Raw genomic sequence first — 22,125 nt, 5'->3', positions numbered from 1 at the left:
TATCAAAAATGAGGGATTACGCTTATTAGCATAGAAACAAAAACTCTTGGAACAAGAGGGTTAGCTCGGTCAGTTTTCGTTGGCTAGTAAAAGCAGCGATAAGTCGAGAAGCCCCCACTTCAATTAGACCGCAAGGCAATAAGTGGTGGGTAGTTCACAGCATTTGCTGATCCAACCAGGAGACAAATATTAACGTTATTAAAAGAAGGGGATTTAACTGCTGGTGAGATTTCGAAACACTTTGAGATCTCAAAACCAAGTATCTCACAGCATTTAAACATTCTAAAGCAAGCAGAGCTTGTCTACGACAATAAAGTGGGACAGTATATTTACTACACTTTAAATACAACTGTATTTCAGGAACTCGTTAGTTGGACGATTGAATTCATTGATAAAGGAGAGCAGAAACAATGAATAAACGTATGATTCCCTTACTTATGATCTTAACTTCACTTAGTTTATGGCTGATATTTTACCCACAATTACCAGATCAAGTCCCAATGCAATGGGGTGTTGATGGTACGGTCAATTGGTCTGCATCAAAGTTTGTATCACTAATTATTAATAATGGTTTCTACCTTTTGATTTATTTCATCTTAAAGCTCAGTCCAAAAATTGATCCTAAGAAGAGAAATTATCAATACTTTTCTCGTTCATATGAAATAATGGTTTACTCTACCATGGGATTATTTTTTCTAATTAATTTAATCGTTCTTTTCACTAGTTTGGGTTACCCGTTACAAATTGAATTCTTTATTCCTATTTTGATTGGTCTTTTATTGATTATCTTTGGTAACTACATGCAAACGATTAAGTCCAATTGGCTCATTGGGATTCGAACACCATGGACATTAGATAATGAGGAAGTTTGGCGTAAAACACATCGCCTTGGTGCAAAAGTCTTTATAATTTTAGGTTTTATCCTTTGTATTATCCCATTTATTTCAGAACAATATATTTTGCCGATTATGCTGATTAGTATAATTGCAGGAACTCTTGTGCCGATTATCTACTCCTACTATCTCTATCGAAAGCTAAACCAATCTGGTGGGTGAAAGAGATAAATGAACTTGCAAACTTGCTTGACTTAATTTAGCCACCCCCTCTTATTCACGTCATTTTAATTGTTCTTTCATTAATCGCTTGGTTTATAACAGAACAAATAAGAGGACCGAAGTGGATAGAAAGCTTACTCAATGAATAAAAAAACTACCTCAAGTGGTAGTTTTTTTAATGTTAATTTCCCCGATATATTGGCAGCGTGCAACAACGGAAGGAGCCGCCTGATTTAATAATTTCATTAAATGGGAGCTCAATCACTTCAAGGTCTGCTTCAATTAATTTTCTATTTGTCTTTCTGTTCTCTGGTAAGCTAATGACCTTATCCCCACCAACTGATAAGACGTTTGTTCCTAAAGTAAATTGTTCCGCTTCATCAACAATGATGCATTGATAATGTGTTTTAATTTTTTGATAATCTTGTTTATCCATACCAGATGGGTAAACTAAGGCTAGATTGGGATTCAAGATGTTAAAGGTGCAATCCAAGTGAAGGATACCATCAGTCAGGTGAATCGGTTCAACTTGGTAATTCGGAAATAATTGTTGAAGGGCTCTGACAGCTTCATTACTTGTTCGCTCACTAATCCCGACCCAAATTGTCTCACGATCGACTAAAATATCCCCTCCTTCAATCGAACCCAGGTTTATTTCTTTAAATGGAATCCCTCTCTCTGCTAATAGTTGCTTTAAGTATTTTGTTTCTTGTTGACGTTGTTCTGTTGCCATTTCAGCAATCAAAACTTGATTACCAATAGTTACTCCTATATCACGGGTGAAAACTTGCTCGTTTAAAAATGATCTTGGTTCAATCTCTATCACATCAACACCTAACTTTATCATTACTTTGGCAAAATTCTGATGCTGAGCTAAAGCTTTATCAATATCAATATTCTTATCTTTATAGTATTTCTGTGTCTCATTAATCACTTGATCAATTCGCATATATGTTGGTCGAGTAACAATAACCTGTTTTAATTGATCATACTCATTGTTACAATTGATTTTACTTGCTAAGTACATCTCTTATCCTCCTATTGCTTGCCATTATAACAAACAGCTTTATCTAAATGGGATTGCAATATTTGAGTTAAACTTGCTTCACATGAATATTTATCTTCTCTTGCTAATCATTGATGTATATCATAGATTCCGCTAAGTTCTGAATATATATTCAAAAAAACTTTTTCCAATAAAGCGAAGTTTCAATCGGGGGGGTTTTCTCTTTTTCATTGAGTTTAAGATAAATGATTCCGATATTTACTGATTGTTAATCCCCCACTCATTATCTGACCGCTTCCCTTTATCATTGAAATTGAGGGGGTTACTTCACTTGGGCAAAAAAAAGTGACACCATTTAAGATGTCACTTTTTTTAATCTTATCCTTTTGTCACTGTAATTTCGTCATTGACCACATCAACATGAATCTCATTGATGTCAACTTCATCTAATAATAAATCAGTAATCCCATCCTCTACTGTTTCTTGAATGACACGACGTAATGGACGTGCACCAAAGTCTGGGTTATAGCCTTTTTCTGCTAAAAGTTGTTTTGCTTCTACCGTTACAGTTAATTGATAGTTTTGTGTTTTCAATTGTTCAATGAGCTCATCTAACATAAGATCAACAATTTTCACCAAATCATCTTGCTCTAAAGCATTAAACGTAATGATTGAATCAAAACGATTAAGAAACTCTGGTTTGAAAAAGTCACGTAAGTTTTCTAAAGTTGAAACAGCTTCATTTTGCCCTTTTGTGAAGCCAACTTGATATTCTTTAAAACTTGATCCAGCATTACTTGTCATAATAATCACTGTATCTTTAAAACTTACTGTCCGACCATGAGAATCGGTTAAATGACCGTCCTCCATAATTTGCAAGAACATGTGTTGAACGTCAGGATGAGCTTTTTCTATTTCGTCTAGTAAAATTAAACTGTAAGGTTTGCGACGTACTTTTTCTGTAAGTTGTCCTGCTTCTTCATGTCCTACATATCCTGGTGGTGAACCAATAATTTTTGATACCGTATGTCTCTCCATATATTCACTCATATCAAGACGGATTAGGGCATCTCTCGTTCCGAATAATTCCTCCGCTAAAACTTTGGCTAATTCGGTTTTACCAACACCAGTTGGACCAACAAATAGAAATGATCCAATCGGACGATCAGCTGATTTTAATCCTGCCCGACCACGACGAATTGCCTTGGCTACCTTTTCTACGGCATGTTCCTGGCCAATTACCTTTTCTGCTAAATGCTCTTGAAGATCACGCATTTTTGTTTGTTCATCTGCTTGCATTCTCTTTACTGGGATCCCTGTTTTTTCTTCGATAATCGTTTGAATATCTTCAACAGATACTTCAGTTGTTGGAACATCTTTTGCTTCAGCTAATTTTTTCTCTAAAGTTAATTCCTGATGGCGCAAATGAGCAGCTGTTTCATAATCCTCTTGTTCGGCTGCGCGTTGTTTTTCTTTGGCGATTTCAGCTAGGCGATTTTCTATTGATGATTTATCTGATTCAGCATACGCCAGGTTCAAACGTGCACCTGATTCATCGATTAAGTCAATTGCCTTATCTGGCAAATAGCGGTCTTGAATGTAACGTTTGGATAGTTGAACGGCTTGTTCAATGACTTCATCACTGTAACTAACATGATGGTACTTTTCATAACGTTCCTTAATACCTTGTAATATTTGAATGGTTTCATCAACAGACGGTTCCTTTACAATAATTGGTTGCAAACGACGCTCTAAAGCTGCATCTTTTTCAATTTGACGGTATTCCTTTAAGGTTGTTGCCCCAATTAATTGTAGTTCTCCACGTGCTAAGGCAGGCTTCAAGATATTTCCTGCATCCATTTGAGAGCTTTCAGCAGTACCTGCACCCACTAGTAAGTGGATTTCATCAACAAATAAAATCACATCATTACGTTCTTTTAATTCCTGAATAAGTTGTTTCATTCGCTCCTCGAATTGACCTCGTATTCCTGTGTTTGCTACAAGAGAAGCAACATCTAACAAATAGACTTGTTTATTTTTTAATTTATTAGGCACCTGTCCCTCAACAATTTTTAAGGCTAATCCTTCTGCAATTGCTGTCTTACCAACACCTGGTTCACCAATTAAGACAGGGTTATTTTTGTTACGACGATTTAAGGTTTCTGTCACTCGTTTCACTTCTTGATCTCGGCCAATGACTGGATCTATTAAACCGGCTTGTGCAGCATCTGTTAAGTTGCGTCCAAGCTGATCTAACAAGCCACCACCACTTTGGCCAGCTTCAGTTCGAACGTGCTGACCTTGTCCTTGACTAAAGCCTGAAGCGAATCCATCAAATGGCTGACTTCCCATGTTGCCAAAAAAGCCTGAAGGGTTCATCGATTGTTTTTTTATTTCTGCGAAGCATGTTTCACATATATGCAAATTCTCAGTCTCTTGGTTGATACGAAGGGTTAGATTAACAGTTGCGGGACGTGTATGACATTTTTGACATTTCATTATAGATTCTCCTCCTTTAATTCATTGACTATCTTTGACCTTTGATAGTTTTATTATACTTTGACCTTCTTTGACTTTCAAGTATTTTGCTTGATTTTTATCAAAAAAATTTTTAAAAAACTGAAATATAATTTTCTATGTCTTCACTTATGTTATGATAGATTTATTAAAGGGGAGGCGAGTTTCAATGAAATGTACAATCCAAAGTCAAGGGAAACAAGCTACATTAGTCGTTAAACAATTAATCCTTTTCCAAAATTGCAAAATCATTCATGCCCAGGGTCGATCTAGTCAAGATTATTATTTATTTTTTCACAAAAATCGTTATGTTAATACACTGAAAGCAACTAAAATAAAAGCAGATTCTTTCCTTAACAAAGCAATTGAGCATGGACTAATTGTTTTAGCTCCTCACCACGCAATCTATTCACTTGTTCATCAGCAGACCTTTCCTTGTATCCCGCTCAACAAAATGATTAATCAGATTGAAAATCAGCACATGTCATTAGAGCAAATCATCATTCTTTCTTATTTTGACCAATCCATTGAAAAAGACAAAGTGATCAAGCTATTCGTTGAATCCTTTCGTAACTATAGACGCAATGGGAAAATGCAAAAGGCTTATCAAGTTCTGATTAAGCTAAAAGATTATGCTCCTGAAAATCAGCTTGTAAATGATATCCTTAATACTTTAACCTTTCAAAATTATCAACCAGAAAATCAGGAAGATTTAGCCTTCAATCCCCTTCAGATCGATAAACTAGAAAAAATATATTTAAAAGCAAATCGACACCTAGATATCAGTATTTTAAGTACAGTAAAATTACTTAATGGCTTCACTGATAAACAGTGGCAACTCCTGCTACAAACTTTAAGCGATTATCCATTAGACATTCAAACAAAAACACTTTTTAACATTCTAAAGCAAAAACCAGACTTGATTGATCAGAAGGAATTTGCAGAAAGTCTCCTTAAACTCGCAAATGCCAACAAATATTTCAATATCGTTATGAAACCAGAATATTCTCATCCTATTGATACAACTCACTTTATTAAACAGCTTGAGCACGCTAGCCAAGATCTACAGATGATTCTATTCAACCAAAAACAGCAGATTCTCATAGATCGGATCGCATCCTTCTCAAAAAGCGACAAAGAAAAGACCATTCGATTGATTATAGAAACTGCGATTAAAGTTGTTTCAATCGATCGAATTATTGACTGGTTAGAATCATGGGAAGAACCCTTCTCCTTTCATAAACAGCTGCTAACGATTAAAGAGTTAATGGAAAACCCTGACGAACAGGAGGAATTAGCAGATTTTTATCAATATTTTAATCATAAATATGGTGCAATTGAATGTTTAAAATGGGAGATTGAGTTACATCCTACTAAGGAGTCTGCCCATAAGAAGTTAGTTAAACTATTAAAAGAAACAAATCAAAATGATGAAGCCAGCGCCTATCAAGAACAATGGATCCAACAAACAAAATACTCAAGTTAAATGAATTAAGCAGGTATTTAATAGCCATTATCTTAAATTTAGTATTCCTGGTTATCCTTTAATGATTTTGAAGGCGATTTAGTTCTAATTAAATTAGGAAAATATCCCTACAACAGGTCACTTAGATAAACAAAAAAAGATAGATGATTAAAAACTTAATTTAAGTGGTATATCTATGTAAATTTAAAAATAGGTAGGTGCGATAAATGATCAAAACCAAACAAGATTTTTCCGCTATAATCGACATCGGTTCAAACTCAATACGCTTGGTCGTCTATGAAAAACAAAAAACTGGGCATTATCGCGAAGTTGAAAATGTAAAAGCTGTTGCTCGACTATCTAATTATTTGGATCCCAACCAAAACCTAACTCAAGAAGGGATTAAAATATTACTAGATACACTAAGTAACTTTTCAGAAATTTTAGCGATTTATCCCTACCAGCATTTTATTTGTATCGCAACAGCAACAATTAGACAAGCCAAAAATCAACAGTCACTTATTCACCAAGTTAAGGAGAAATTGAATTGGGAAATGATCGTTTTATCAGAAAAAGAAGAAGCTTATTACGGCTACTTGGCTGTTGTCAACTCAACAGCATTAAACGAGGGGATCACTGTCGATATGGGTGGTGGCAGTACAGAAGTAACTTATTTCAAGAACCGAAAGCTTGTTCATTCACACAGTTTTCCATTTGGGACACTAAGTTTAATTGCTTTATATGAGGACGATTGTTCTGAAGAGGAAAACGCCTTAAAAGTACGACAATTTGTTCTTGAACAATTTCATTCTCTACCATGGCTTGTCAATCAGCATGTCCCCTTAATTTGTATCGGGGGAAGTGCGCGAAATTTAGCACAAATTGATCAAAGTGAAAAGTCCTATCCTATGGCAGGGCTACATCAGTATCAAATGGATGATAATGATATTAAAAGAATTCTCGACCAACTTAAGGCAATGACATTGAAAAAGAGAGAAAAAATCGAAAGTCTGTCAAAAGATCGGGCGGATATCATTATTCCAGCAATTGAAACATTCTCAGCATTATATGAAACAATTAAGGCTAAACATTTAATTCTAAGTCAAAAAGGATTACGCGATGGTGTTAATTATCAACTAATTTTCGCCGATCACAAAACACCCTACTTCCCGAATGTTCTTGAAGATAGCTTACACGATTTTGTCATCCGTTATGATTTAGATATGAAGCAAATTTCTCACATCCATTATATAACACGGAAACTTTTTGATAAGCTTGTAGCTAATAAAATAAAGTTACTTTCTAAAGCAGATTGGTTTTATTTGAAATATGCTATTTACGTATTTAACTTGGGTGAATATATCGATATTGAATCAAGCGCACAACATACCTTCTATTTATTAGTCAATCAACCGATAAACGGTTTATTGAATCAAGATAAACTAAAGTTAGCTTTAATTGCTTCTTACAAAAACAAAGTTACCTTTAATCAATTTGTCAAACCCTTCAAAAGCTGGTTAACGAAACAAGAACAAAGGAAACTACAACTCATTGGCGCTTTACTCAAATTCACCTACTCTCTTGATACTACTAAACGACAGGTGATTAAAGATTTTGATTTCAAAATCGATCAAAAAGAAGTTGAACTTAACCTCTATTATGTAAAAAATCCAAGTGCTGAACGCTATCAAGCCGAAAAACAAAAGAAGTACTTAGAAAAGGCACTAAATAAAAAAATAACTCTTCACTTTCTCAAGGCATAAACTACTTTTTTGACCCAAAATACTGAAAATCACAGATATGTTTTTTTGAAGGAGGGGCTGGAGTGAAGCAGAAAGGAAATGTCTTGCAAATATTAAATCATCCGACTTACTATAACAATCGAGAAGTGAGTTGGCTACGATTTAACCAGCGTGTACTAGAAGAAGCAATGAATGTGGCCAATCCCTTATTAGAACGATTACGATTTATCTCAATTTTCTCATCAAATTTAGATGAATTTTTTATGATCAGGGTAGCTGGATTAAAGGATCAAATTAAAGTAAAGCCTAATCAAAAAGATAACAAATCAGGTTTAACACCAACCGAACAGCTAAACGAGATTCGTTCACTAACTCACGACTTGACTACTACTCAAAATAATTATTATGATCAGCTAATCAAACAATTGAAAAAGGAGAAAATAGCAATAAAATCTGTTGAACAATTATCGATTAAGGAAATGGAATGGTTGGAAGCTTACTTTAAGAAAATCATTTTCCCATGCTTAACTCCTTTAACAATTAATATGTATCGTCCTTTTCCCTTGTTAGCTAATCGATCAATAAATATTGCCGTTACCCTTACCCCTAAAACTGATACAAGATCAACGGGAATGGCAATTGTTCAAATACCAAAGTTTCTTAAGCGACTCATTCAAATAAAAACAAGTCAAACTTATGTTTTTATTGAAGATACAATTATTTACTTTCTAAAGTTACTGTTTCTCGATGACCAAATTAAATCAACCACCATTTTTCGCCTAACCAGAGATGCTAATATGAACATTCATGAAGAAGATTCGCAAGATCTTTTAGCTGTAATTGAATCTGAACTTAATAAACGTGAATTGGGGGCTGTCGTAAGAATAGAAGTTTCAACCTTATCTTTCAATGAATATATCGTAGCTATGTTAAGGTCGATCTTTAATATCGAGGAAGAAGATGTTTATTACCAAGATGGTCCACTTGACTTTACTTTTTTAACAGACTTTTATCAACAATTAAAAACTGAATTTAGTCAGCTTGCTTATGCAGAACTAGAACCACAATGGGCTCAGGATCTTGATTTAGAACAAGATATTTTCATACAAATTAAACAACATGATATCCTTCTTCATCACCCTTACGAATCCTTTGATCCTGTTATCCAGTTAATTAATACAGCTGCAAAGGATCCTAATGTAATTGAAATTAAGCAAACGCTTTATCGAGTAAGTTGCAATTCCCCAATCATTAAAAGTTTAGAAACTGCTGCTCAATCCGGCAAGCAGGTCACCGTTCTTGTAGAATTAAAAGCGCGATTTGATGAGCAAAATAATGTACATTGGGCGAAAAGGTTGGAAAGATCAGGATGCCATGTTATCTATGGCAAGAATGGTTTGAAAACACATGGTAAAATTTGTTTAATTATCCGAAAAGAAAAGGACAAGCTTGAACGTTTTATTCATTTGGGAACAGGTAATTATAATGAACAAACGGCAACTTTATACACTGATCTCTCTATTATTTCAGCACGTGAATCACTAGCGATTGATGCAAGTAATTTTTTTGATTTTTTAAGTGGGTCTAGAACACCCCCTACATATAGACATCTATCTATGGCACCAAATTCCTTGAGGGATGACTTTCTAGCATATATCGATCGTGAAATAAAGCACCAGCAACAATTTGGAACAGGGCGAATTATTGCAAAAATGAATGCATTAACTGATAAAAATATGATCGTCAAGCTTTATCAAGCATCACAAGCTGGGGTAAAAATTGATTTGATTGTTAGGGGGATCTGTTGTTTAAAGCCAGGTATCTCAGGAGTAAGTGATCATATTCGCGTTCATAGTATTGTCGGACGTTTCCTTGAACACAGCCGAATTTATTATTTTTATAATAATGGCGAAGAAGAATACTATCTTTCTTCAGCAGATTGGATGACTCGTAATTTACAAAGACGAATTGAACTTTTATTTCCTGTCCTTGATAATAAACATAAACAGCGATTGGAGGATATCTTAACGATTTCTTTACAAGATAACACAAACAGACGGGAGCAAAGTCAATCTGGACTATACCATGCGGTTACTTCAAAGGAAAGTACACAGCTTATCAATAGTCAGCTCACCTTCTACAATCTTGCTTATCAAGCCAATCAACACCTTAATAAAAGTAAAATTTGATTTAGCAGAAATCCTTGTTACCGACTGAATAGGACTGCTCCTACAATAACTTCCTCACCAAAGACAGTTGGGACTGCGATTACTGGTCCCAACTATCGTCGGTTTTATTGGATGCTTGTCCACTTTACACAGTTGTAAGGCATACAAACAATAGTGCTAAGTATAAGTAAGCCTAAGTTTTATCTTCTGACTAAACTTAGGCTTAAGCTATTACTTATATAAATTTTTTTCACAAAACTGAATGATTATAGTTTCCCGAGAGGATCTAAAAGTATATCTTCAAAAACGAGATCATCTAACGATTTAAACGTATATCCTTGCTGTTTAAATTCCTTAATTAAGTGTGTAAGCGCCTGAGCATTATCCTCATTTACCGTGTGTAATAGGATAATAGCTCCAGGATGGAGTTGATCCACTACTTGTTGATAAGCAGATTCCCACCCCTTCTTTTGATCACTATGCCAATCAACAAAAGCAAGCGACCAAAACATATGAATATAGCCTAATTCGTTCCCCCATTTAATCGTCTCTTCATTAAAAACACCCCTAGGTGGTCGAAGATAGTGTAATTTTTCAATACCAGTTAACTTTTCTACTGCTCGATCTAAATCACTTAACTCTTGTTTGAACTTTTCCTTTGTTAGACCAGTAAAATCAGGATGGTGATATGAATGATTACCAAGCAAATGGCCGTCATCTACAATTCGTTTAATGATTTCCGGGGCACTTCTAACATAATGACCCGTGACAAAAAATGTAGCCGGAACCTCTTCCTCCTGCAAGACATCTAAAATGCCCTCTGTATATCCCGCTTCATAACCATTATCAAAAGTCAGATAAATATTTTTCTCACCTGATGGGTCAAAATAGTAGCCACCATGTTGTTCAAGAATCTCACCATATTTACCAACCTCAGGTGGTTGATTATTACTTCCCTTTTTGTATCCCCAACCATAGGCATAACTAACATTTGGAACAATCAGTGAACATATCATTAGGATAATCATTATTTTCAATATCTTTTGCAAAAAATCACCCGCTTTTTTGCTTAGTTTATCACCAAAGAGCTCCTTTTATTCACTTATTAGGGTCAATTTCATTGTAGCTCTATATATTTTGAGCTATGAATTAATTAAATTTTAACTATCTCTTACTCCTCCACTTATCGTCAAAAAAATTCCCTTAGCATCATTGAAGTAAGGAGATTATAGTCAGTTATTCTGTGTTAAAATATTAATTCCGTTAATTTGACAGCTAACATAAAGTGTTTTACCCTATAAAGTGAAACTTCAATCAGTGGAGTGGGCCCACAGGACCTAGGGCATGCAGACCCTACAAAAGGACCTGGTGGGTTTAGTCTGCGTCTCCTAGTCCCACTGACTGGGATTACGATAGATTTTCCCTAAAAAGGAAATACATATTTTCATGGAGGATACAAGATGAACATTACTTGGAATCAATTCTTAGATTTCCTTATCATTATATTTGAAAGTAAAATTGCCCAAATTATTATCGGTGGTTTAGCCATCCTACTTGTTACACTCTTTCTTAAACGCCTGATCAGGTCCTTTTTTACTAAAGGGAGATTACTCAATATGCAAGAGGCGGATACAATGATTTCGCTGATGGATTCGATTATAAAATATGTTGCTACAATCGGCTTTATTTTTTATGTAATGTCGGTATTTGGTCAAAATGTCGGTAGTATACTCGCTGGGGCAGGTGTGCTAGGGATAATCATTGGTTTTGGAGCACAAAGCCTTGTCCAAGACTTATTAGCTGGTTTATTCATTGTTTACGAGAAACAGTTAAGAAAAGAGGACTATGTCATCATTAACGATCAACACTCAGGAACAGTTGAGGAAATTGGTTTTCGCATTTTAAAAATCCGAAAATGGTCTGGAGCTGTTCTTTCGATAAATAACGGAGAAGTAAAGTCAATCGAGAACTACAATAGGGGTAATATGCGTTTTGTTGAAACGATCACAACTAGCTTCCAGCAAAATCCTTCGGAAGTCATTCGTGCCTTAGAGGAAATCTGTGCTGCTTTAAATCAAAAACTTGGAGAACATTTGATTAAGGATCCAGCAGGAGAACCAATTGAGCCTTTTCAATTTATTGGAACAGGATCTATAAATGATAACTATCGTGGCTATAGTTTTCAAATTGTAGGAGTATGTAATGATGAAACTTATTGGCAAACTGCTCGTGATGCTAGAGGTATAATCGCACAATATTTATATGATTATAAAATTAAAATGCCAGAACAACAAATCTCCATGAGTGGAGAGTAAAATAAAGTGAAGCTTTAATCAGTGGGGGGGTTCATCCCCACTGTATTTTAAATACTGGCTAATCATTCAATTGTCCGTTTTCAAATGGAATGATAAATGATTCTGAATGGGCAACCAAGCAACGACCTCTTCTTCAACAATATTCTTAACGGTAATTTCCTGATTACGTCCGGTCATTGTTAAATACACCTCGCCATAAGTGATGAGACCTGTTTCCTTCACCGCACCTGCATAGGCTTCTAAGTAATTTGCTTTAGTATCATTTGACATAGGTAGGCTTTTTTCAGTATAAACACCAAAAACCGCTTCATAATCTATAGGCCAATTAATTCGTTCTTTAGTATTTAATAAAATCATGTTTTGTACTTGGTCACTATTTGCCACCTTAGGTTGCAAGCCACCAATCACTTGTTCTTCCTCATTTTGTGAATAAATTAATTCCTTGCCTGCAATGTAATTATCATTGATCTTTTGGTAGGCCCAATTTACTGACGATTCCATTGATTCGTAGTGAAGTGGCCACCTCCCAAGGTAAACCTCACTTGAATAACCGAAAGCAAAGATTGATTTATTCACATCTGTTTCATTCAATTGATTGATAAAATGTGGATTAGTAATTTCAATTTCACTTTTTTCTAACCATTCTTTCGCTAATCCCTTGGCCTCACTCTCGATTATTTCGCTACCCTTTTGCTCCATAGTATTCTCATCTTCTACAGATTGGACATGTGATGGAATCTGCTCAGAAAAAATTGTCGTTAAATCTTCCTCAGCATATACTTCTTGCGGTAAACTGAATAAGAAGATCAAGGGGATCAAATATTTCATTCTAACCACTCCTTCGAGCTTTTCTGATAGTTTGCATCATTGATTAACTTTTTATGTATGATCCCTTTGATTTATATCCATATTGATAGCAAAATAATAATATTGAACCATGTGCTCACATAATTAGGATGGTAGAAATCCTTGAGTAACGAGAAGCTATCAAATGAAATAATAAAGTGAAGCTTCAATCAGTGGGGCTTCATCCCCACTGATTGGGGTTGGAACTAGGACTGGGATTGGGACTTGCGGTTACTCGCCCCAGCGAAGATATTTCTTACTAGCACAAGGAGATGTCCATAAGACACTTGAACCAATCGGGCCCTTACTGATAGTTGCACTACGATAAAAGCAGAAAATCATAGTTTGGGGATTTTTCATCAATTAACTGAAACTGGGATTACCTATCCCATGGAGAATATTTATTAGCTAAGGTCATTGAATCTTTACTGTATGTCAAGCTTAGTAACTCTCAAAATTGGAAATTATGGAGTAAGAGCCAGTAAAATGCGCTAATTATTTAATTGGAACGATTTCAATGGTTTCTATAATTTCAACACTATCTTCAATCGTTTGAATGATACTTGATTGTTCCCTTGCCTTTTCTAGAATACGATAAAGTTTATCAATATTTAAATTTCTTCCCTTAATAACGAAGTGAAGTTTGATTCGAGTCAGGCGATTATTATCCTTCTCATCATGTTGGACCTCAGTTCTAATAAAGAAATCCTCAACATGCGTATGGTGGCGATCTAATAATTTAGTAAAGTGATCAGCACTTGACCCTGCAATTGATGCCACTAATAAATGTTCAGGTTTATAACCATGGTATAAGTCTTCTGATATATCCAAAATACCATATGCTAATTCTACCCGTATCCCCTCTTCTTTAAATTTAAATAACATAAAATCAACTCCCTTTTTTAAGTTAGTTTTAACAATTTAATAATAATTAGTATTAAGGTGAATCTATATTCAGTGGGTAACTTCTTTCTTATTAATGATTAGATACTCCTTCCTAGTCCTTATCCCACTTGTCCTTCTTTAACTCCATCGAAATTAAGAAACAGTCATTCGCCATCAGTTAAGGCAAAAGCAATTGTTTTTTCATTTAAAAAGATATAAAGTAATAGTGATATCTGTCATTGTTTAATTTGGAGGTCGAATAAATTGTTTTCAAATCGCGCTAGGCTTTGGGTACTTATTGCTTTTGTTACTGTGTCTGGCTTTTTACAGGGGATGTTATTACCTCTATTAGCCATTATCTTAGAGCAAAGTGGGGTTTCTTCTTCTGTCAATGGGCTTCATGCAACTGGTCTGTACCTTGGTATATTAATTGCCTCACCCTTTATGGAAAAGCCCTTACAAAAGTTAGGTTACAAACCAATGATTCTTATCGGCGGTATGTTAATGTTTATTGCCATAGCCTTGTTTCCAATTTGGCAAACTATTTGGTTATGGTTTGTTCTTCGACTTTTAGTCGGTATCGGTGATCAAATGGTTAGCTTCTCAGCCCAAACATGGATTACCTCTACAACACCAGTTAATAAACGGGGGAAAATAATTGCCATATACGGACTATTCTTCAGTTTAGGCTTTGCTTTCGGCCCCCTGATGACGCGTTTAGTCCAAATTCACGAAAGTTTGCCTTTCATAATTGCTGCTCTACTCTGTTTATCTGTTTGGGTACTTGTTTGCTTTCTTAAGAATGAATATGTAGCAGAAGATGATGATATCGAGATGGTTCAAATCACATCAACCGTACAACGTTTTTTTATGACAACGAAGTTAGCTTGGATTGCCTTGCTTGGTCCTTTAACATATGGGATCTTAGAAGCATTATTACATGGAATCTTCCCAATATACGGCTTAAGGATTGGTCATGACATTAAAACGATCTCATTAATCATTCCATTCTTTTCAATCTCCACTTTAATAACACAAATACCACTTGGAGTCTTAGGTGATAAAATTGGGCGACAGAAGGTTCTGTCAATTGTCACAAGTCTTGGTGCAATTGTTTTTCTAATTGGTGCTCAATTCGAACAGTCAATTGTTATTTTAATACTTACCTTTGCCCTATCCGGAATGTTACTTGGCTCCCTATTTTCGCTTGGTTTGTCTTATATGGCAGATATATTACCAAGACAATTACTTCCAGCAGGTAATATTATGTGTGGTGTCACTTTTAGCATTGGGAGCATTATTGGTCCCTATTTGGGTGGTTTATTCATTGATTTATTCCCAAACCTATCCTTATTCTATATAATTGTTGCTCTTTTATTTATTATAACTGTTTTATTTTCAATAAAAAAGAAGTAACACTTAAATAATTAATTAATTATCATTTTAAAAATTAAAAACTGGAATATGCACTGATTTTAATCTTTATTACAGTCATCGACTAAAAATATCAACGACTAGTTAAATCAGATATATTGCATATTCCAGTATTTTCATTCTCGTCTTAGCTGACAAAACGATTAAAGTGATCTTCTAATTTTTCTTGAACAAGTGCAATAAGTGCACAAAGTGGCCAATAAATTAAGGCAACTGTTATGTACATTGTTAATGTATCGAAGGTGCGTCCACCTGCAATTTGCGTTTTTTGAAAAAGTTCTGGTACGGTAATTACAGCCGCCAGTGAAGTAGCCTTAACCAAATCTAGAAAAATATTTGTTAACGGTGGAATAGCAATTCGACTAGCTTGCGGTAATATAATTCCAACCAAGGTCTTACGGTACCCTAAACCTAGCGATTGCGCGGCCTCCCACTGACCATAATCAACACTATTCAGTGCCGAACGATTCACTTCAGCTATATAAGCCCCACTATTTAAACCGAATCCAATAATAGCAGCCTGAAATGCAGTAAACTCGATGTTAATTGATGGTAAACCAAAATAGATAATAAAGAGGAAAACTAGTATTGGGGTCCCCCGCATAAAAGAAATATATATTTTAGCTGACCAGCGTAAAAGTTTGAAGTCAGAGAGACGGGCTAAAGCAATCATTAATCCAAGGATCATTCCAATTGCCATACTAACAAATGAAACATAAATGGTCATTGGTAACCCCGTCAAAATAAAGGGTAAATTCTCAATCGCAAGTTTTAAATCAAAAAAAGCCACTACATCCATTGTATAACTCCTTCCATTAACAACAGATTATGATAAGTTCGCATCAAAAAAGAGGCGTATGAGTTTAGTTGGAAATTGCCCAGCTACAGATAAAGGTTATTAACAAGGAGTGTTGAGTTTTGGACGATCAATAAACTTTTTTACCCAAGCAATTAACTATACTTAGGCACACTATAGGGCATTCAAATCGCACGAACCCATAAAACAATTCTGGGCCCCAACTCATTATCATGGGACCCAGTCGAAAGTCACCTATTTATCACGCGTTATTTACTAACTATTCAGAGAACTTTATAAGTCAAGTTCTTCTAAAATCTCACTATCGATTTCCTCAATTTCTTGATCTACAGGCACAGATGCGTCTGCTTCATAAAATTGAATTGCAAGTTCAGATAATGTACCATCAGCACGCATTGTCTCAAGAACCTCATTAATTTTTTCCGTTAGCTGATCTTCATCTTTCTTCATCACAATTGCTTGCTCTGTTGGGTGGAAGGCAATATCCGGATGAACAGTTAGATCGAAGTCAGGGAAAGCCGCTACTCCAAATGTTGTTAAGTAGTAGTCGTTGACAACAACATCAGTTCTACCAGTCGATACATCTCTTAAATACGCTTCATTGTTTGCATTGCCATAAGTAACGATTTCAGCACCATAATATTCAGCGATTTGACTATAAATTGTTGTCGCACCGCCACCTGCCTTTTTGCCTTCTAAGTCTTCAAGACTATTAATTCCTGAATGGTCACTCTCTCTTACTGCCATTACAGAGTGCGAATATTTATACGGTTCTGAAAAATTAAATTGTTCTTTTCGGCTATCTGTTGCCTCGATATCATTAATCGCTAAATCAATTCGACCACTATCAATTGCTGGGAGCATACTATCAATACTCATGATTTCAAAGTTAATTTCCAGACCTAAGCGTTTGGCAATTTCCTTTGCCACTTCAACATCATAACCTGTCAGTTCATCCTGTTCATCATAATATGATGCCGCGATCAACGTTCCAGAGGTAGCTACTGTAATTTCACCAGCATCCTCAATCTCTCCCCATAGACCCGCTTCTTCCATATCAATATCATCATTAGCTGATGCCTCTGGAGTTGTTTCTTGATCTGCTTCTCCGCCACCACATGCTGCTAAAAACAAAAGAACAAACAATAGCATCAAACCAAATTTTTTCTTGAACATATTAAATCCCCCTAATTAACATTTATTCTATCTGTTTACTACAATAACAAGTCTTTTCCATGAAATCAAGTTTTTTTATTTATCTGTATTATATTTTTTATATTGTATGTTATATAACAGAGCCGGTTATTTATCCTGTTTATCTAACATCGTTTTTTAAAGGCACATTCATCCAAAAAAATAAGCAAGGGATTTTAATTGATATTGTCTTTTTACATAGCCATGATATAATTAAATTATAATAATTTTAATATAACTTATTTAATAAACCTTATAAAACAAGCTATTATACAATTATTAATGATTATTATTATCAATTAGGAGAGGACGTGTTTATAATGAGTTCCTTAATTAGAGTTATTATAAATAAGGGGGTGCCTCATTATCAATTAGATAGAAGGTTATTTAGCTTTATAAAAAGGCATATTCAACTATTTGCCGCTTTATTGAGTGGGATTATTATTTTAATTGCCTGGATCTTTCGTAACCATTTTTCTAGTTCAGCTTGGATTTTGCTTCATTCGATCGCTTTTATCATAGGCGGGTTTGCTAAAGCAAAAGAAGGCATAACAGATACAGTTAAAAATAAAAAACTAAATGTAGAATTATTAATGATTCTGGCTGCGATTGGATCAGCGATCATTGGTTATTGGACTGAGGGAGCCGTGCTAATCTTCATTTTTTCCTTATCAGGAGCAATGGAAACCTACACACTTCAGAAAAGTGAACGGGATCTATCGAAGCTAATGGAATTACAACCTGATACAACCACAAGGGTGACTCATGGTATTGAAGAAGTTGTTACGATCGACGAATTAGTTATTGATGACCTTATCTTGATTAAACCAGGTGAAAGGGTTGCTGCAGATGGAACTATTCTACAGGGGCAGTCATCAATTGATGAAAGTGCAATCACTGGTGAATCAATTCCAGTCACAAAATCGATTAGTGATAATGTATTTTCAGGAACAATGAATACCAGTGGTAGCTTAACGATTAAAGTGACTAAGGAAGCAAGCCAATCCTTTCTTCAGAAGATTATGGATTTAGTTGAAGTCGCACAGAATGAAACATCTCCAGCTCAACTTTTTATTGAGAAATTTGAAAATATATATGTTAAAACTGTGCTTGTTATCGTTGGATTAATGATGTTTCTACCTCATTATTTGTTTAATTGGAGTTGGGTTGACACCATCTATCGCGCTATGATCTTACTTGTAGTTGCCTCACCTTGTGCCCTAGTCGCATCCATTACACCTGCCATGCTATCTGCAATTTCGAATGGCGCTCGACATGGTGTTCTTTTTAAGGGAGGCGTTCACTTAGAAAACTTAGCACAAGTCAATGCGATTGCCTTTGATAAAACAGGCACTTTAACAGAGGGGAAACCCAAAGTAACTGATTTTCTAGTGAAAGATGGCGAAGACAAAGATCAAATTATCCATATCGTCGCTACTATCGAAAAAGGCTCATCTCACCCCTTGGCAGAAGCAATAGTATCTTACTCTAAACAATTCGATAAACCTGATCAAGTTTTATCATTGGAAAAGATGACTGAGGAGACAGGAAAAGGAGTATATGCGTTTATAAACGATCAGAAGTGGACGATTGGGAATCAGAAGTTATTTACCGAGGATAATAAGGAGCAATGGTTTGATGATGCTACTGAAAAGTTGACAGCTCAAGCAAAAACATTAGTTTACATTTCCTGTAACAATGAAATTGTCGCAATAATTGCTTTAAAAGATAAGATACGGTCAAATACTAAAGAAGCGATAAACTATTTTCAGCAAAATAAGATTCATACGGTCATGCTAACGGGGGATAATCAGAGAACAGCTGAAGCAATAGCAGAAGAAATCGGAATAAATCACTATCTAGCAAGTTGCATGCCAGATGACAAAGTCAGTCATTTAAAACAATTAAATAAAGAATACGAGACAACGATGATGGTTGGAGATGGCATTAATGATGCACCAGCACTTGCAACAGCAGATATTGGCATTGCAATGGGGGCCGGTACTGACGTTGCATTAGAAACAGCAGATATCGTTTTAATAAAAAATCAATTAACAGAACTAATTTATGCACTAAAATTATCAAAACGAATGAATCAAATCATTAAACAAAATATCTGTTTCTCTATTATTGTAATTATCTTACTCATCATTTCAAACTTTCTTCAAATAATCAATTTACCTCTCGGCGTTATAGGTCATGAAGGGAGTACAATCCTCGTCATCCTCAATGGTTTACGTCTATTAAAACAGTCGAAGTAATTAAAAAGAGGCTGGGACAAAACTAGTCTCACTAGGTAAAAAATGGTTCTATTTGCGGTTTCTTCGTAAATAGAACCATTTTCATTTTTATAGTGTTTTGAATGCTTTGGATTTACCTCTTAAAGATAAACGAGTGAAATCAAAATTAGCCTTCAAAAACCCAAAGAACGGCTCAACATCAATTTTACCTTGACCGTAAGTTTCGCCAGTCTTTTCTTCTAAAAGCTTTCTTCTCATCTCTTCTTTTTGCGTTTCTTCTTATGATCCATTATTAGGAGCACCCAGCCAGTGATTGGAAAGGCGGGTGGCGACTCCAGCGGGAACAGCGAACGATCTTCGATGGGACGAGTAACCGCAAGTCTCTTTGGTGGGGCGAGTAACCGCAAGTCTCTTTGGTGGGGCGAGTAACCGCAGTCCCAGCCCCAGCCCCAGTCCCAGTCCCACGAGTTCGAAAATCCTTATTGCAACACGGTAGTGGAGCAATAAGGAATGTTAGACTAAAATCGCCACGTCCTGTGGCAACGTCTAACTGACCCACATCCTGTGGCCCGTGGAAAGCGTCCACCCAGAGTGTAAATCACGGAGTGACACCTCAAAAATATTTAAGAGGTGATGAGTCTATTTAAATGATGATCATAAGAAAAAGGAATCCAGCATCAACTGAATTCCTTTTTCATTTTAGCTGAGTTTTGTCCCAGCCTCTTTTCCTATCTCCCTTTATATTCTGCTACGAGTGCATTAATTTCTCCACCTGTTATAATAATAATCCCTGAAATATAGAACCAGATCATTAGGACGATTACAGCCCCTAAACTGCCATAGGTTGCAGAATAATTGCCCATCGTATTAACATAATAAGAAAAACCTAGTGAGGAGATTTGCCAGCCAATTGTCGCAAATAATGCACCCCAAATTGCATCACGCAAGTATACTCTTACGTTAGGAGCCATTTTGTATAAATAAAGAAAGACAATAAAGAAAATTGAAGACGAAATAATCCATCGTAATGCATTCCAAACCGCAATAAATTGCTCACTAGCTCCAAAAAAGGAAAAAACGTAAATGCCAATCATTCGTCCAAAAATAGGTAATAACAGTGCGACAACAATAAGCAATAGAACAGAAATTAGTAGAGTAATAGCAAGTATTCGACCTAACAAAAAAGAACGATTTTCATCAACACCATAAGCCTTATTTAATGAACGCATGATTGCTTTAAGGCCATTTGAGGCAGACCATAATGTCCCTAGTATACCGAATGACAGTAATCCACCACCGCTAGCCATTAAAATCTGATTTAAATTCCCTTCAATCATAGCAGTTACTTCTTCTGGCATATAAGTACCCACAACATCGATTATTTCTTGATAGTCAATTGGCAAATAGGTGGCTAAAGCAACGACAAATATTAAAAGTGGAAATAATGAAAGTAAGAAAAAATAAGATAGTTGAGCAGATAAAGCTGGTATTTCATCATCTGAAAACCGTTTGATTAACGCAAGTAAAAACCTTTTACACGAATCAAAATTGAAATTAAGCTTAGCCATTGTAATTGTTGGCCTCCATTCTTTTGACCTTACTTAATCATTATTGTCGATCTATTTATTCAAATAATGCCCCGTCCTGACTAGTTATCATATGAATGGACACAAAAACTTGAAAAATATGCCCTATCACCTCAGTAAGCTTGTACTTAAATGAGTAAAAAAAACTTCAAGTCAGTATTTAATCGTTTTTTTACATAAGCTTTAATTCAATCAAATGATTATTTATTCCCGGTTGGTCCCCATATATCATCCAATGGTCTCAGTTGTATGATTCATGTGGGATCTTGCAGTCAGTTAGTCCACGATAAAGTAAACTTCAATTTATCACAGGGACATCTCCTATATTCATACGATTAGATATGATATTTTATTCTAAGCGACTCCAATAATGCTTGGCAGCCTGACTCAATCAAGTGATAGGTCTGATTAAAATCGCCAGTATAGTATGGGTCTGGTACATTCTTAATCAATTGGTCCTCAACAAAGTCTAGCAATTTAACGACTTTAACATCTGTTTTATTATTGCTGAGCTTCTTCAAATCAATCAAATTTTCTTCATCCATTGCAACAATGTAGTCAAACTTGTTGAAGTCATCGAGAGTTATTTGTCTTGCTCTTATCCCCTCAAATGATATGTTATTTTCTCGTAATTTCTCCTGTGTACCTTGATGAGGGGGCTTCCCTTCATGCCAGGAACCTATGCCCGCAGAATCTATAAAGAATTGATTAGTAAGTCCTTTTTTATCAATTAAATCTTTAAAATAGGCCTCAGCCATTGGAGATCGACATATATTCCCTAAACAAATAAACAAAACCTTTATCATCTCTATCCCACCATTTCCTCGCTTGTAAACTTTCTAAGCATAATATCCT

The 22,125-nt window shown here is 35.4% G+C and carries 16 protein-coding genes and 1 pseudogene; 8 read left to right on the top strand and 9 right to left on the bottom strand.

Annotation, left to right across the window (positions count from 1 at the left end; translation table 11 throughout):
- Window positions 1-153: 153 nt before the first annotated feature.
- Both KQI76_RS07650 and KQI76_RS07645 read left to right on the top strand, forming a co-directional pair.
- Window positions 154-414, top strand: a pseudogene (locus tag KQI76_RS07650) (autorepressor SdpR family transcription factor); the annotation flags it as partial.
- Complete coding sequence (locus KQI76_RS07645) at window positions 411-1,055, top strand: SdpI family protein (protein ID WP_216399738.1); 645 nt, start codon at window positions 411-413, stop codon at window positions 1,053-1,055. The pseudogene KQI76_RS07650 and the gene KQI76_RS07645, both read left to right, overlap by 4 nt.
- Before the next feature lie 181 nt (window positions 1,056-1,236).
- Here KQI76_RS07645 and KQI76_RS07640 read toward each other — a convergent pair whose 3' ends face one another.
- Window positions 1,237-2,082 carry a dimethylarginine dimethylaminohydrolase family protein gene (locus KQI76_RS07640; protein ID WP_216399737.1) on the bottom strand — a complete coding sequence of 282 codons (846 nt, stop codon included), beginning with the start codon at window positions 2,080-2,082 and terminating at the stop codon, window positions 1,237-1,239.
- Window positions 2,083-2,439: 357 nt separating this feature from the next.
- A complete protein-coding gene (locus KQI76_RS07635; RefSeq protein WP_216399736.1) occupies window positions 2,440-4,560 on the bottom strand; it encodes an ATP-dependent Clp protease ATP-binding subunit in 2,121 nt (706 codons plus the stop codon).
- Between the two features lie 187 nt (window positions 4,561-4,747).
- On the opposite strand from KQI76_RS07635, the gene KQI76_RS07630 reads away from it, so the two are divergent.
- From KQI76_RS07630 to KQI76_RS07620, 3 genes are all read left to right on the top strand, one after another.
- Window positions 4,748-6,064, top strand: a complete 1,317-nt coding sequence (locus KQI76_RS07630) for a hypothetical protein (RefSeq protein ID WP_216399735.1) — start codon at window positions 4,748-4,750, stop codon at window positions 6,062-6,064.
- A 206-nt stretch (window positions 6,065-6,270) separates the two neighbouring features.
- Entirely contained in the window at window positions 6,271-7,806 is a 1,536-nt protein-coding gene (locus tag KQI76_RS07625) for a Ppx/GppA family phosphatase (protein ID WP_216399734.1), read from the top strand.
- A gap of 62 nt (window positions 7,807-7,868) precedes the next feature.
- Window positions 7,869-9,974: an RNA degradosome polyphosphate kinase gene (locus KQI76_RS07620; protein ID WP_216399733.1), complete on the top strand. Its 2,106-nt coding sequence runs from the start codon at window positions 7,869-7,871 to the stop codon at window positions 9,972-9,974.
- 245 nt (window positions 9,975-10,219) lie between these two features.
- Here the strand turns inward: KQI76_RS07620 and pdaA are convergent, their stop codons facing one another.
- Window positions 10,220-11,002, bottom strand: a complete 783-nt coding sequence (gene pdaA / locus KQI76_RS07615; protein WP_253288865.1) for a delta-lactam-biosynthetic de-N-acetylase — start codon at window positions 11,000-11,002, stop codon at window positions 10,220-10,222.
- Window positions 11,003-11,413: 411 nt separating this feature from the next.
- Between pdaA and KQI76_RS07610 the strand changes: the two genes are divergently transcribed.
- The gene (locus KQI76_RS07610) at window positions 11,414-12,268 is read left to right on the top strand and encodes a mechanosensitive ion channel family protein (protein ID WP_216399732.1); all 855 of its coding nucleotides are present in this window, start codon (window positions 11,414-11,416) and stop codon (window positions 12,266-12,268) included.
- Window positions 12,269-12,334: 66 nt separating this feature from the next.
- Here the strand turns inward: KQI76_RS07610 and KQI76_RS07605 are convergent, their stop codons facing one another.
- Both KQI76_RS07605 and KQI76_RS07600 read right to left on the bottom strand, forming a co-directional pair.
- Window positions 12,335-13,096 carry a YfkD family protein gene (locus KQI76_RS07605; RefSeq protein WP_216399731.1) on the bottom strand — a complete coding sequence of 254 codons (762 nt, stop codon included), beginning with the start codon at window positions 13,094-13,096 and terminating at the stop codon, window positions 12,335-12,337.
- Window positions 13,097-13,609: 513 nt separating this feature from the next.
- Complete coding sequence (locus KQI76_RS07600; protein WP_216399730.1) at window positions 13,610-13,999, bottom strand: OsmC family protein; 390 nt, start codon at window positions 13,997-13,999, stop codon at window positions 13,610-13,612.
- Window positions 14,000-14,263: 264 nt separating this feature from the next.
- Between KQI76_RS07600 and KQI76_RS07595 the strand changes: the two genes are divergently transcribed.
- Window positions 14,264-15,415 (top strand): MFS transporter, encoded by a 1,152-nt coding sequence (locus KQI76_RS07595; RefSeq protein WP_216399729.1) that lies wholly within the window; start codon window positions 14,264-14,266, stop codon window positions 15,413-15,415.
- 145 nt (window positions 15,416-15,560) lie between these two features.
- On the opposite strand, the gene KQI76_RS07590 is transcribed toward KQI76_RS07595, so the two are convergent.
- Together KQI76_RS07590 and KQI76_RS07585 are read right to left on the bottom strand one after the other, a co-directional pair.
- On the bottom strand, window positions 15,561-16,232 hold the full coding sequence (locus KQI76_RS07590) for an amino acid ABC transporter permease (protein WP_216399728.1): 672 nt from the start codon (window positions 16,230-16,232) through the stop codon (window positions 15,561-15,563).
- 291 nt (window positions 16,233-16,523) lie between these two features.
- Window positions 16,524-17,426, bottom strand: a complete 903-nt coding sequence (locus tag KQI76_RS07585; protein ID WP_216399727.1) for a transporter substrate-binding domain-containing protein — start codon at window positions 17,424-17,426, stop codon at window positions 16,524-16,526.
- Window positions 17,427-17,764: 338 nt separating this feature from the next.
- Here KQI76_RS07585 and KQI76_RS07580 point away from each other — a divergent pair, with 338 nt between their 5' ends.
- Window positions 17,765-19,705, top strand: coding sequence for a heavy metal translocating P-type ATPase (locus tag KQI76_RS07580; RefSeq protein ID WP_216399726.1), 1,941 nt, complete (start codon window positions 17,765-17,767; stop codon window positions 19,703-19,705).
- 707 nt (window positions 19,706-20,412) lie between these two features.
- Here the strand turns inward: KQI76_RS07580 and KQI76_RS07575 are convergent.
- A complete protein-coding gene (locus KQI76_RS07575; protein ID WP_216399725.1) occupies window positions 20,413-21,252 on the bottom strand; it encodes a YihY/virulence factor BrkB family protein in 840 nt (279 codons plus the stop codon).
- A 353-nt stretch (window positions 21,253-21,605) separates the two neighbouring features.
- On the bottom strand, window positions 21,606-22,076 hold the full coding sequence (locus KQI76_RS07570) for a low molecular weight protein-tyrosine-phosphatase (protein WP_216399724.1): 471 nt from the start codon (window positions 22,074-22,076) through the stop codon (window positions 21,606-21,608).
- Window positions 22,077-22,125 lie beyond the last annotated feature (49 nt).

Origin of the sequence: Amphibacillus sp. MSJ-3 (assembly GCF_018919165.1) — a bacterium.
Taxonomy (GTDB): domain Bacteria; phylum Bacillota; class Bacilli; order Bacillales; family Amphibacillaceae; genus Amphibacillus.
Note: the sequence above shows the minus strand (reverse complement) of the source record. Positions and strands in the feature narration are given on the sequence as shown.